The 13,630-nt window shown below is 53.3% G+C and carries 11 protein-coding genes; 7 read left to right on the top strand and 4 right to left on the bottom strand.

Annotated features, from left to right (window positions below):
• Positions 1 to 174: 174 nt before the first annotated feature.
• The 7 genes from fkpB to caiF all read left to right on the top strand — a co-directional run bounded on the left by fkpB (position 175) and on the right by caiF (position 9,083).
• Positions 175 to 624: an FKBP-type peptidyl-prolyl cis-trans isomerase gene (fkpB, locus tag JM656_RS18180; protein WP_203358975.1), complete on the top strand. Its 450-nt coding sequence runs from the start codon at positions 175 to 177 to the stop codon at positions 622 to 624.
• Between the two features lies 1 nt (position 625).
• The gene (ispH, locus tag JM656_RS18175) at positions 626 to 1,576 is read left to right on the top strand and encodes a 4-hydroxy-3-methylbut-2-enyl diphosphate reductase (protein WP_203358974.1); all 951 of its coding nucleotides are present in this window, start codon (positions 626 to 628) and stop codon (positions 1,574 to 1,576) included.
• A gap of 66 nt (positions 1,577 to 1,642) precedes the next feature.
• On the top strand, positions 1,643 to 2,557 hold the full coding sequence (rihC, locus tag JM656_RS18170; protein WP_203358973.1) for a ribonucleoside hydrolase RihC: 915 nt from the start codon (positions 1,643 to 1,645) through the stop codon (positions 2,555 to 2,557).
• Positions 2,558 to 2,730: 173 nt separating this feature from the next.
• Positions 2,731 to 3,552, top strand: a complete 822-nt coding sequence (dapB, locus tag JM656_RS18165; protein ID WP_203358972.1) for a 4-hydroxy-tetrahydrodipicolinate reductase — start codon at positions 2,731 to 2,733, stop codon at positions 3,550 to 3,552.
• A gap of 456 nt (positions 3,553 to 4,008) precedes the next feature.
• Complete coding sequence (gene carA / locus JM656_RS18160; RefSeq protein ID WP_203358971.1) at positions 4,009 to 5,157, top strand: glutamine-hydrolyzing carbamoyl-phosphate synthase small subunit; 1,149 nt, start codon at positions 4,009 to 4,011, stop codon at positions 5,155 to 5,157.
• Between the two features lie 18 nt (positions 5,158 to 5,175).
• Positions 5,176 to 8,400, top strand: a complete 3,225-nt coding sequence (gene carB, locus JM656_RS18155; protein ID WP_203358970.1) for a carbamoyl-phosphate synthase large subunit — start codon at positions 5,176 to 5,178, stop codon at positions 8,398 to 8,400.
• A 290-nt stretch (positions 8,401 to 8,690) separates the two neighbouring features.
• On the top strand, positions 8,691 to 9,083 hold the full coding sequence (caiF, locus tag JM656_RS18150; RefSeq protein ID WP_203358969.1) for a carnitine metabolism transcriptional regulator CaiF: 393 nt from the start codon (positions 8,691 to 8,693) through the stop codon (positions 9,081 to 9,083).
• Positions 9,084 to 9,186: 103 nt separating this feature from the next.
• On the opposite strand, the gene caiE is transcribed toward caiF, so the two are convergent.
• The 4 genes from caiE to caiB form a co-directional block, all read right to left on the bottom strand.
• Complete coding sequence (gene caiE, locus JM656_RS18145) at positions 9,187 to 9,783, bottom strand: carnitine operon protein CaiE (protein ID WP_203358968.1); 597 nt, start codon at positions 9,781 to 9,783, stop codon at positions 9,187 to 9,189.
• A gap of 90 nt (positions 9,784 to 9,873) precedes the next feature.
• A complete protein-coding gene (caiD, locus tag JM656_RS18140; protein ID WP_203358967.1) occupies positions 9,874 to 10,659 on the bottom strand; it encodes a crotonobetainyl-CoA hydratase in 786 nt (261 codons plus the stop codon).
• A 115-nt stretch (positions 10,660 to 10,774) separates the two neighbouring features.
• Positions 10,775 to 12,328: a crotonobetaine/carnitine-CoA ligase gene (gene caiC / locus JM656_RS18135; RefSeq protein ID WP_203361321.1), complete on the bottom strand. Its 1,554-nt coding sequence runs from the start codon at positions 12,326 to 12,328 to the stop codon at positions 10,775 to 10,777.
• 64 nt (positions 12,329 to 12,392) lie between these two features.
• Positions 12,393 to 13,613 (bottom strand): L-carnitine CoA-transferase, encoded by a 1,221-nt coding sequence (caiB, locus tag JM656_RS18130; protein WP_203358966.1) that lies wholly within the window; start codon positions 13,611 to 13,613, stop codon positions 12,393 to 12,395.
• Positions 13,614 to 13,630: the final 17 nt, after the last annotated feature.

The raw sequence follows: 13,630 nt of genomic DNA, 5'->3' as shown, positions 1-13,630 counted from the left end.
GATGGCGCTTATCAGGTGCTGTAGGCCTGATAAGCGTAGCGCCATCAGGCAAACCTGTGCCGGATGGCGGCGTAAATGCCTTATCCGGCCTACAATATATCGCAATCCTTGTAGGCCCGGTAAGCGTAGCGCCACCGGGCAAACAGGCGGCAGCAATTTTAAAGAGCAACCTGCATGTCTAAATCAGTACAGAGTAACAGTGCGGTGCTGGTGCACTTCACCTTAAAGCTCGACGATGGCTCCACCGCAGAGTCGACCCGCAATAATGGTAAACCTGCGCTATTCCGCCTGGGTGATGGTTCTCTGTCTGAAGGACTGGAGCAGCATCTTCTTGGCCTGAAAAATGGCGAAAAGACCACGTTTTCTCTGGAGCCGGATGCCGCCTTTGGCGTACCGAGCCCGGATTTGATTCAGTATTTCTCGCGCCGGGAATTTATGGACGCGGGCGAACCCGAAATCGGGGCAATTATGCTCTTTACCGCAATGGACGGCAGTGAAATGCCTGGCGTGATCCGTGAAATTAATGGCGACTCCATCACCGTTGATTTCAACCATCCGCTGGCAGGGCGTATCGTTCATTTTGATATTGAAGTGCTGGAAGTCGATCCGGCACTGGAGGCGTAAAATGCAGATCCTGTTGGCCAACCCGCGCGGATTTTGCGCAGGTGTAGACCGCGCTATCAGCATTGTGGAAAACGCGCTGGCGATTTATGGCGCACCAATTTATGTTCGTCACGAAGTGGTACATAACCGTTATGTGGTGGACACCCTGCGCGAGCGTGGGGCGATTTTTATTGAGCAAATCAGTGAAGTACCGGACGGTGCGATCCTGATTTTCTCTGCCCATGGCGTGTCTCAGGCGGTACGCAACGAAGCGAAAAGCCGCGATCTCACGGTTTTTGACGCGACCTGTCCGCTGGTAACGAAAGTGCATATGGAAGTGGCGCGCGCCAGCCGTCGCGGCGAAGAGTCGATCCTGATTGGTCATGCAGGGCACCCGGAAGTCGAAGGTACGATGGGGCAGTACAGTAACCCGGTAGGGGGGATGTACCTGGTCGAGTCCCCAGAGGATGTCTGGACGCTGAATGTCAAAAATGAGGGCAAACTCTCCTTTATGACGCAAACCACGCTTTCCGTGGATGACACCTCAGACGTTATTGATGCGCTGCGTAAGCGATTCCCGAAAATCGTCGGGCCGCGTAAAGACGATATCTGTTATGCGACGACCAACCGTCAGGAAGCGGTGCGTGCGCTGGCTGAACAGGCCGATGTGGTGTTAGTGGTCGGCTCAAAGAATTCCTCAAACTCCAACCGTCTGGCTGAACTGGCGCAGCGAATGGGGAAAACGGCATTTCTTATCGACGATGCGACCGATATTCAGGAAACGTGGGTCAAGAATGCGGCCTGCGTTGGCGTCACTGCCGGGGCATCCGCACCGGATATTCTGGTACAGAATGTCATTTCGCGTCTGCAGGAGCTTGGTGGCGGCGAAGCGATTCCGCTGGAAGGCCGTGAAGAGAACATCGTTTTTGAAGTGCCGAAAGAGTTACGAGTGGATGTTCGTGAAGTAGAGTAAATCTTGCACGTGATGATTATGAGAAGATGCCAGACTTGATGTCTGGCATTTTTTTATGGAGAAAATATGCGCCTACCCATTATTCTCGACACCGATCCCGGCATTGATGATGCCGCGGCGATTGCCGCTGCGCTGTTTGCCCCTCAGCTTGATCTGCGGCTGATGACCACGGTCGCCGGTAACGTCTCGGTGGAGAAAACCACCCGTAACGCCCTGCAACTGCTGCATTTCTGGAATACCGATGTTCCTCTGGCGCAGGGGGCCGCCAAGCCGCTGCTGCGTTCGTTACGCGACGCCGCTGATGTTCATGGCGAATCCGGTATGGAAGGCTATGATTTTGTTGGCCATGACCGACAGCCGCTGGCGAAACCGGCCTTTATCGCCATTCGTGACGCGCTGATGAGCGCCCCGGAACCGGTCACTCTGGTCGCGATTGGCCCGTTAACCAACATTGCACTGCTGCTGATGCACTCTCCGGAATGTACGTTCAATATCCGCCGTCTGGTGATCATGGGCGGTTCTGCCGGGCGGGGGAACTTCACCCCGAATGCCGAATTCAACATCGCGGTCGATCCGGAAGCGGCCGCCTGTGTATTCCAGAGTGGAATTGAAATTGTGATGTGCGGGCTGGATGTCACGAATCAGGCCATGCTGACGCCGGAGTATCTGGCCGCGTTACCCACCCTGAATCGTACCGGAAAGATGCTGCATGCCCTGTTCAGTCACTATCGCAGCGGAACAATGAGCACTGGCGTGCGGATGCACGACCTCTGCGCTATCGCCTGGCTGGTTCGCCCGGATCTGTTTACCGTCAAGCCGTGCTTCGTCGCGGTAGAAACGCAGGGGGAATATACCGCCGGAACAACCGTTGTGGATATTGAGGGACGAATGAACAGACCGGCAAACGCACAGGTCGCCCTCGATATCGATGTCGCTGGTTTTCAGCAATGGGTTGCAGACGTGCTGGCATTGGCTCCGTAAATCCAGGTGTATCAAACGGTATGGTGCGACTTATTCCGATGCATCATGCCTTTTACTGATATCTCACCCTGTTTATCATTAAATTCTAATTATCGACGTTTTTGGCTAGCGGTGCGGCAGCGCGCTGGTTAATCTGAAAACGATTTACGTAAAATTAACAAAAGAGAATAGCTATGCATGATGCACATATCCGCGTTGCCATCGCGGGAGCCGGTGGACGCATGGGACGTCAGTTGATTCAGGCGACACTGAGCATGGAAGGCGTCCAATTGGGCGCGGCGTTGGAGCGGGAAGGTTCCTCATTGCTGGGCAGCGATGCGGGTGAACTGGCGGGTGCCGGAAAGTGCGGTGTTACCATACAAAGCAGCCTTGATGCCATCAAAGACGATTTTGATGTGTTCATTGATTTTACCCGCCCGGAAGGGACGCTGATGCATCTGGCCTTTTGCCGCCAGCACGGCAAAAGCATGGTGATAGGTACGACTGGATTCGACGAGGCTGGTAAGCAGGCTATTCGCGACGCCGCTCAGGAGGTCGGGATTGTTTTTGCGGCGAACTTTAGTGTGGGCGTCAACGTCATGCTGAAGCTTCTCGAAAAAGCGGCAAAAGTGATGGGCGACTACGCCGACATTGAAATTATTGAAGCGCACCATCGTCATAAAGTGGATGCGCCGTCAGGTACGGCACTGGCGATGGGGGAAGCGATTGCCCATGCGCTGGACAAAGATCTTAAAGACTGCGCCGTCTACAGCCGGGAAGGCTATACCGGTGAGCGAGTACCCGGCACGATTGGTTTTGCTACCGTACGTGCGGGTGACATTGTGGGTGAACATACTGCGATGTTTGCCGATATTGGTGAGCGCGTTGAGATCACGCATAAGGCATCCAGCCGCATGACATTTGCTAACGGAGCCGTAAAATCGGCAATTTGGTTAAAATGCAAATCAAATGGTCTTTTTGATATGCGAGATGTGCTTAATTTAAATGATTTATAAGCATGAGTTACCCTTAGTGATGTGGTCATTGTAGTCATAATTTATTGATTACATAGGGCAATATTTTATTGCCCTTTTATTTTATTGGTTTAGTTATCTGTTTTTCATGAGTGGCTAGAAATTTCATGTTTTTGTCTTTGTTTATGTTGGTTTTATGTAAATTTTGACCAGATGGTCTACTTTTTCCATCTTGGTAGCGTATTCCCATACTCTTTTCGTCGCGCAAGCGTTTTCCGAAACGACTTAGCTGATCTTTTTGCCTGTTAAATCGCGCGATTTATCTCAGTGACGTAAAATAATAATAAAAATTCCCCTTTCAGGTAGACTTTTGTCTGGTCTGTCTCTAGAATGCCGCCGTTTGCCAGAAATACATGGGTAAGCAAATTTGCATTGATTCATGCAATCAAAATGAATTAATATGCAAATAAAGTGAGTGAATATTCTCTGGAGGGTGTTTTGATTAAGTCAGCGCTATTGGTTCTGGAAGACGGAACCCAGTTTCACGGTCGGGCCATAGGGGCAACGGGTTCGGCGGTTGGGGAAGTCGTTTTCAATACTTCAATGACCGGTTATCAAGAAATCCTCACTGATCCTTCCTATTCCCGCCAAATCGTCACTCTTACTTATCCCCATATCGGTAATGTCGGCACCAATGAAGCCGATGCAGAATCCTCTCAGGTACATGCGCAAGGTCTGGTCATTCGCGACCTGCCGCTGATTGCCAGCAACTACCGCAATACTGAAGACCTCTCTTCTTACCTGAAACGCCATAACATCGTGGCGATTGCCGATATCGATACCCGTAAGCTGACGCGCCTGCTGCGTGAGAAAGGCGCTCAGAACGGCTGCATCATCGCCGGTGATAATCTGGATGCGCAGCTGGCGCTGGAAAAGGCCAAAGCGTTCCCGGGGCTGAATGGTATGGACCTGGCGAAAGAAGTGACCACGGCTGAAACCTACGGCTGGACTCAGGGTAGCTGGACGCTGGCAGGCGAACTGCCAGAAGCCAAAAAAGAAGAAGAGCTGCCGTTCCACGTCGTTGCCTACGATTTTGGCGCCAAACGCAACATTCTGCGCATGCTGGTAGACCGCGGCTGCCGCCTGACGGTTGTCCCAGCGAAAACCTCTGCTGAAGACGTACTGAAGATGAATCCGGACGGTATTTTCCTCTCTAACGGCCCTGGCGACCCGGCTCCGTGTGATTACGCTATCGACGCGATTGAAAAATTCCTCCAGACCGAGATTCCGGTATTCGGTATCTGCCTGGGCCATCAGCTGTTAGCGCTGGCCAGCGGTGCGAAAACCATCAAGATGAAATTCGGTCACCACGGTGGTAACCACCCGGTGAAAGATATTGATAACAACGTGGTGATGATTACCGCGCAGAACCACGGTTTTGCGGTAGATGAAGCGACGCTGCCTGCTAACCTGCGTGTGACCCACAAATCGCTGTTCGATGGCACCCTGCAGGGAATTCACCGCACCGATAAACCGGCGTTTAGTTTCCAGGGACACCCGGAAGCCAGCCCAGGCCCGCACGATGCCGCGCCACTGTTCGATCACTTTATCGAACTTATCGAGCAATACCGTAAGACCGCTAAATAATCAGGAGCCGAGAAGACAATGCCAAAACGTACAGATATAAAAAGCATCCTGATCCTTGGCGCTGGTCCGATTGTAATCGGCCAGGCCTGCGAATTTGACTACTCCGGCGCACAGGCCTGTAAAGCCCTGCGTGAAGAGGGTTACCGCGTTATTCTGGTGAACTCTAACCCGGCGACCATCATGACCGACCCGGAAATGGCCGATGCCACCTACATCGAGCCGATTCACTGGGAAGTCGTACGCAAAATCATTGAAAAAGAGCGTCCGGACGCCGTACTGCCAACCATGGGCGGTCAGACGGCGCTGAACTGCGCGCTGGAGCTGGAACGTCAGGGCGTGCTGGAAGAGTTCGGCGTCACCATGATTGGTGCTACCGCTGATGCAATTGATAAAGCCGAAGACCGCCGCCGTTTCGACGTGGCGATGAAGAAAATCGGCCTCGACACCGCACGTTCCGGTATTGCACACACCATGGAAGAAGCGCTGGCGGTTGCCGCTGACGTTGGCTATCCGTGCATCATCCGTCCAAGCTTCACCATGGGCGGCACCGGCGGCGGTATCGCTTACAACCGCGAAGAGTTCGAAGAGATTTGCGAGCGCGGCCTGGATCTTTCCCCAACCAAAGAGCTGCTGATTGACGAGTCGCTGATTGGCTGGAAAGAGTACGAGATGGAAGTGGTGCGTGATAAAAACGACAACTGCATCATCGTCTGCTCTATCGAAAACTTCGACGCCATGGGCATCCACACCGGTGACTCCATCACCGTAGCGCCTGCTCAGACTCTGACCGACAAAGAATACCAAATCATGCGTAACGCCTCGATGGCGGTACTGCGTGAAATCGGCGTTGAGACCGGCGGTTCTAACGTCCAGTTCTCGGTTAACCCGAAAGACGGTCGTCTGATCGTTATCGAAATGAACCCACGTGTCTCCCGCTCCTCGGCGCTGGCGTCTAAAGCAACCGGCTTCCCGATTGCCAAAGTGGCAGCGAAACTGGCGGTGGGCTACACCCTCGATGAGCTGATGAACGACATCACCGGCGGCCGTACTCCGGCTTCCTTCGAACCGTCCATCGACTACGTCGTTACCAAGATTCCACGCTTTAACTTCGAAAAATTCGCCGGTGCGAACGACCGTCTGACCACCCAGATGAAATCTGTCGGTGAAGTGATGGCGATTGGCCGCACGCAGCAGGAATCCCTGCAGAAAGCGCTGCGCGGTCTGGAAGTCGGTGCAACCGGCTTTGACCCGAAAGTCAGCCTCGACGACCCGGAAGCCCTGACCAAAATTCGCCGCGAACTGAAAGACGCCGGTGCCGAGCGTATCTGGTACATCGCCGATGCCTTCCGCGCTGGCCTGTCTGTCGACGGCGTGTTTAACCTGACCAACATCGACCGCTGGTTCCTGGTGCAGATTGAAGAGCTGGTACGTCTGGAAGAGAAAGTGGCTGAAGTCGGTATCACCGGCCTCAACGCTGACTTCCTGCGCCACCTGAAACGTAAAGGCTTTGCCGATGCGCGTCTGGCTAAACTGGCCGGCGTACGCGAAGCGGAAGTTCGCAAACTGCGTGACCAGTACAACCTGCACCCGGTCTACAAACGTGTGGACACCTGCGCCGCAGAGTTCGCCACCGACACCGCCTACATGTACTCCACGTACGAAGACGAGTGCGAAGCCAACCCGTCCACCGACCGCGATAAAATCATGGTCCTCGGCGGCGGCCCGAACCGTATCGGTCAGGGCATCGAGTTCGACTACTGCTGCGTACACGCCTCACTGGCGCTGCGCGAAGACGGTTACGAGACCATCATGGTCAACTGTAACCCGGAAACAGTTTCTACCGACTACGACACTTCTGACCGTCTGTACTTTGAGCCGGTGACGCTGGAAGACGTGCTGGAAATCGTGCGCATCGAGAAGCCGAAGGGCGTTATCGTGCAGTACGGCGGCCAGACCCCGCTGAAGCTGGCGCGTGCGCTGGAAGCCGCTGGTGTACCGGTTATCGGTACCAGCCCGGATGCTATCGACCGTGCAGAAGACCGCGAGCGCTTCCAGCATGCGGTTGACCGTCTGAAGCTGAAACAGCCGGCCAACGCCACCGTCACCGCGATTGAGATGGCGGTTGAGAAGGCGAAAGAGATTGGCTACCCGCTGGTGGTTCGCCCGTCCTACGTACTCGGCGGCCGCGCGATGGAAATCGTCTACGACGAAATCGACCTGCGTCGCTACTTCCAGACCGCCGTCAGCGTCTCCAACGATGCACCGGTACTGCTGGACCGCTTCCTTGACGACGCCATTGAAGTCGATGTCGACGCTATCTGCGACGGCGAAATGGTGCTGATTGGCGGCATCATGGAGCACATCGAGCAGGCAGGCGTTCACTCCGGTGACTCCGCGTGTTCTCTGCCAGCCTACACGCTGAGCCAGGAAATCCAGGACGTAATGCGCCAGCAGGTGCAGAAACTGGCCTTCGAACTGCAGGTGCGTGGTCTGATGAACGTGCAGTTTGCGGTGAAAGACAACGAAGTCTACCTGATTGAAGTCAACCCACGTGCGGCACGTACCGTACCGTTCGTCTCTAAAGCGACCGGTGTACCGCTGGCGAAGGTGGCGGCGCGCGTGATGGCAGGCCAGACGCTGGCACAGCAGGGCGTCACCAAAGAAATCATCCCGCCGTACTACTCGGTGAAAGAAGTGGTGCTGCCGTTCAATAAATTCCCGGGCGTTGACCCGCTGTTAGGGCCAGAAATGCGCTCTACCGGGGAAGTGATGGGCGTAGGCCGCACCTTCGCAGAAGCGTTCGCTAAGGCACAGTTGGGCAGTAGCTCTACCATGAAGAAATCCGGTCGTGCATTGCTCTCTGTTCGCGAAGGCGACAAAGAGCGCGTGGTAGACCTGGCCGCAAAACTGCTGAAGCAGGGCTTTGAACTGGATGCCACCCACGGCACGGCGATTGTGCTGGGAGAAGCCGGTATTAACCCGCGTCTGGTGAACAAGGTGCATGAAGGTCGTCCGCACATTCAGGACCGTATCAAGAATGGCGAATACACCTACATCATCAACACCACCGCAGGTCGCCAGGCGATTGAAGACTCCAAACTGATTCGCCGCAGCGCGCTGCAGTATAAAGTGCATTATGACACCACGCTGAACGGCGGTTTCGCCACGGCGATGGCGTTAAATGCGGATGCTACCGAGAAGGTGACATCGGTGCAGGAAATGCACGCGCAGATTCAAAAATAATCTCGGCTGGCGGGGGCTTACCCGCCTTCCGGCAAAACGGAATATTTGCCATTAATCTTAACGGTTCCTTTTCAGGAACCTTTTTTTTTGAGCCGATAAGGTAAATCCAGGATATTTATATTTCTTTAATCATATTTACAATGTGACAAGCAAGATTTAGCTCACACTAATTAATCTTTAACTTGCATATTATCGCTGATATCCACGACTTTAATATGGCTAATGGCATTGCGTTAATTTGCGCCGACAGAGCCTGAGCAAGAATTTTAATTAGTGAAAATGGTGTGCCTATGTGTGAAGAATATGTTGAAAAACCACTTTATTTGTTAATTGCTGATTGGGTGATGGCGCAAAATCGTTGGGTTACCGCCAAAGAGATCGCTAAGCATTTTGATATGGACCATTGCAAAGCGATTAATACGGTTTCTTATATTCTCTCTGAGGTTGGGGAAATAGCCTGCGAAACCAAGACAATTCCAAACCAACTTGAGGGGCGGGGATGTCAATGTCAGCGACTGGTGCGTATCAATAATATTGATGCTTCACTGTATACCCGCCTGGGTATCAGTGCGCAGACAAAAGTGGTCAGCCCGGTGAGCCGAACCTGTATGTCTGTACCGCCGAGGGAGCTCAATCGCGAACAAAAATGGCAGATGATGCTTTCTAAAAGCATGCGTCGTTAATCGTAATGGCCTGTTTGTCGGAGGGCGTCGTGAAACGCCTTATCCGGCAAACACTTTCACCTTTCTGAACGGCCAGACAGGCGCTGGCGCCATCCAGCATGATTTACATTTCCGATTTTGGTTTTACTTCCGTGGTGCCTTTCAGCCTCGGCCGGTTTTCTTCTACCTGTGTTAACGGTTGTGTTTCATGTAGCGCGGCCCGACAGCGGACAGCAAGATCCTGATATTCCTTCGTATTGAGCCGCTTCCAGCGTAACTCCTCGTCCGTCACTGGACGCAGAAAACGTGCGGGTGTGCCCACCAGTAGCTGGCGGGGAGCACCGGCAAATCCTGCTTTCACAAAACTCATTGCAGCGACGATGCTCTCTTCGCCAATCACTGCGCCGTCCATGATGACGCTGTTCATGCCGACCAGCGCGTCCTGCCCTACAATGCAGCCGTGCAGAATCGCGCCGTGTCCAATGTGCCCATTCTCATGCACGATGGTGTCGGTGTCGCAATAGCCATGCATAATGCAGCCATCCTGGAGATTGGCGCCCGCTTCAAGGATCAGGCGGCCATAGTCGCCGCGCAGCGAAGCGTGTGGGCCGATATAAACGCCAGCCCCAACAATCACATCGCCAATAAGTACGGCGCTGGGATGGACATACGCCTCTGGGTGTACCACCGGAATCAGGCCTTCAAAGGCGTAATAGCTCATAAATTTTCCTTTATGTTTTTTGCCGGATGGCGGCATAAATGCCTTATCAGGCCTACGAAACAGTTATTCTTTGTAGGCCTGAATCAGGTATTAACGTCCTTTCCAGACCGGATCGCGTTTTTCTGCAAATGCCAGCGGCCCTTCGACGGCATCTTCGGAATGCAGTACGGCAGGGTAATGTTTTAGCGCGCCGCTGCGGATGTGGCGATAGCCTTCTTCAACCGGCATTTCGCTGGTGGCGCGGTAAATCTCTTTGAGCGCGGCGATGGCCAGCGGTGCGCTGTCTACCAGTTGTTGCGCCAGTTCGCGAGCGCTATCCATGAGTTCAGACTGGCTCACGACGCGGTTCACGATCCCCCAGCGCAGTGCTTCTTCAGCATCCATGCGTCTGCCGGTCATCACCATTTCATTGACGATGGCAGGTGGCAGCAGTTTCGGCAGGCGCAGTACGCCGCCGCTGTCTGGCACGATCCCCAGTTTGGCTTCCGGCAACGCGAAGCTGGCGTTTTCTGCGCAGACAATAAAGTCAGCCGCCAGCGCCAGCTCAAAGCCGCCGCCAAACGCATAGCCGTTAACGGCAGCAATGACCGGTTTGTCGAGGTCAAAGATTTCGGTCAAGCCAGCAAATCCGCCAGGACCAAAATCGGCATCTGGCGCTTCACCTTCAGCGGCGGCTTTCAGGTCCCAGCCGGCAGAAAAGAATTTTTCTCCGCCGCCGGTAATAATGGCCACGCGCAGCTCTGGATCGTCACGGAACTGGAGAAAAACCTCGCCCATTTCGAAACTGGTTTTGGCATCGATGGCATTCGCTTTTGGCCTGTCCAGGGTAATTTCCAGAATGTGGCCGTTGCGGGTCAGATGTAATGATTCACTCATTTTTTCACTCCTTAATTATTTTTATTCCGTTACAGAGGCAGCACGGATCCTGCAAAGCGCTGCATCCATTTCGTCGTGATATTTTTCTGCGTGGGCTATTTCCCCACCGTGTGCGTTATTTCAGATTTTTTTTGATTATTTTTCCTGAACAATTGCGTGGCAAATCGGTTCGTATCTCCATAAAAGAGGGAACTTTAAATTTCGCCATATTCATTTCACAAAAACCGAAAAACTCATCTTCGCTTAACGTCTCTCCTTCGTTGAGCACTACAAAAGCTTTAATGGCTTCATCGCGAATAGAATCTTTAATCCCGACAACAACGATGTCCTGAATCTTCGGGTGTGCGGATATAATATTTTCCAGTTCAACGCAGGAGACGTTTTCCCCTCCGCGCTTGATCATGTTGCAGCGCCGGTCGACAAAATAGAAAAAGCCTTCTTCGTCCCGGTAGCCGGAGTCACCTGTATGCACCCAGCCTTCTGGCTCCAGCGCTTTTGCGGTCGCATCCGGGCGGTCGTAATATTCTTTGAAAATGGTTTTCCCTGGGATGCCTTTGATACAGATTTCACCGGTCTCCCCCGGGGGAAGAGGGCGGTTGTTCTCATCACGAATTTCGGCTTCATAGCAAAAACCGACTCGCCCGATAGAGGGCCAGCGTCGCTTGTCTCCCGGTCTGTCGCCAATGATCCCGACAATGGTCTCCGTCATTCCGTAGGAGGTCAGTAATCTGACGCCGAAGCGTGTAATAAAGTCATCTTTTTCCTGTACCGACAGGTTGAGGTAGAACATCACTTCGCGCAGGTGATGCTGCCGGTCTTGCGGCGATTCGGGTTGCACCATCAGCGTACGGATCATCATTGGGATGCATTCGGTGACGGTGGCGCGGTATTTTCGTACCTGTTCCCAAAACGCGCGGGCGCTGTATTTCTCGAGCAATACAAAGGTGCTGCCCACCGAGAACGCGGCCATTGCCGCCGTGCACTGACAGTCGATATGAAAAGCAGGCATCACCGTCAGGTAGATATCATCCTCGCGCAAGGCGCATTGCCAGGAGGAGTAGTAGCCTGCGAAACGTAAATTATAGTGGGTGATGACCACCCCTTTAGGGCGTGACGTGGTGCCAGAGGTGAACAGGATTTCGGCGGTATCGTCTGTACTGAGCGGCGGGGCATAACGAAGCGTGGTGGATTGCTGCTCTCTCAACTGCGTAAAGTTGATAACGCCATCTACCTGTGGAATGTCCTGCCCGATAAGACAAATGTGCGTAAGCGGATTGTCGTCATCCTGCTGAATTTGTTGGTACATCGGATAGAACTGACTGCTGGTGACTAACAGATGAGCCTGGCTGCTTTGCAAAATCCAGGTGCTTTCTTCCCGCAGTAGTCGGGCATTAATGGGCACCATGACAGCCCCAATTTTTGCCAGCCCGAACCAGCAGAAGATAAATTCCGGACAGTTATCCAGATGCAGTGCAACCTTATCGCCCTTTCGAATACCTAACGAATGGAACAGGTTTGCTGTACGGTTGATTTCCTCATTCAGCGAGGCATAACTGAATTGCTGTACGATGCCCTCGCTGGACTCGAAAATGAGCGCCATTTTATCATCATAGACGTCCGCAAGGTCGTCCCACATCTGACGTAAGTTTTGTCCGCCAACGATATCCATTGCACCTCTATCCATTTTTCACCGTGATGGCGCTAACTGGCAAAGCCAGCCAGCGCGACCGCGTTTAGTTCTCAACTTTGGCCAGACCTTTGCCGACCAGCTCTTTAATGTCTGCTTCGCTATAACCGATATTTTTAAGAATGGCGGCGGTATCCATGCCGTGTGAAGGCATGCCTCGCCAGATTTTCCCAGGGTTGTTTTTGAATTTCGGCATCACGTTCGGTCCTTTACAGGTGCGACCGTCTATCGTTTGCCACTGGGTGATGGATTCACGGGCAACGTATTGCGGGTTGCCTTCCAGTTCCGGGATAGTCAGTACTTTTGCACAAGCGATATTCAACTCGGCAAAACGTTCCTGCACCTCGGCGATGGTGTGCGTTGCCAGCCAGGCATCCAGTTTTTCTTCCACTAAGGGTCCATACGGACATTCGACGCGGTGAATCAGCTGCGTGCCTTCCGGGACTTCTGGCGTCCCCAGGATGTGCGCGAGGCCAATATCTTTAAAGCATTCGTTAATTTGGGTAATGCCGACCAGCTCCATGACGATATAGCCGTCCGCGCATTTATAGAGTCCGCACCCGGCGTAATAGGGGTCTTTGCCTTTGGTCATTCGCGGGCAAACTTCACCGCCGTTGAAGTGATCCATCATGAAGTACTGCCCCATGCGCAACATGACTTCGTACATGGCGATATCAATACTTTCGCCTTTACCGGTTTCACGCACTTTGTGCAGTGCCGCCAGCGCTGCGGTGGTCGCGGTCATGCCGGAAAAATAGTCCGCCGTGTAAGGGAAGGCAGGCATCGGCTGATCGACGTCGCCGTTTTGAATCAGGTAGCCGCTGAAGGCCTGGGCGATGGTGTTGTACGCCGGAAGGTTGGTGTACTCCTCGGTACCGTACTGGCCAAAACCGGAAAGATGGGCGATAACCAGCTTCGGGTTATGCTCCCAGAGCACTTCATCGGTGATCCCCCGACGGGCAAATGCCGGACCTTTACTGGCTTCAATGAAAATATCGGTAGTTTCCATGAGTTTAAGAAACGCTTCCCGGCCTTCATCTTTGAAAATGTTCAGGGAAAGAGCGTGCAGATTACGACGTGAAAGTTGTGGATAGTTGGGCTGGACGCGGATCGTATCGGCCCAGGCAACGTTTTCAATCCAGATGACTTCCGCGCCCCACTCGGCAAACATTTGCCCGGCGAACGGTCCAGCGATTTCAATCCCGGAGAAGACAACCCTCAACCCGGTAAGTGGCCCAAAGGTGGGCATCGGTAAATGCTCGGTCATGATATGGCTCCTGCTGC

The organism is Citrobacter sp. R56 (assembly GCF_016811995.1).
Taxonomy (GTDB): Bacteria; Pseudomonadota; Gammaproteobacteria; order Enterobacterales; family Enterobacteriaceae; genus Citrobacter_D; species Citrobacter_D enshiensis.
Note: the sequence above shows the minus strand (reverse complement) of the source record. Positions and strands in the feature narration are given on the sequence as shown.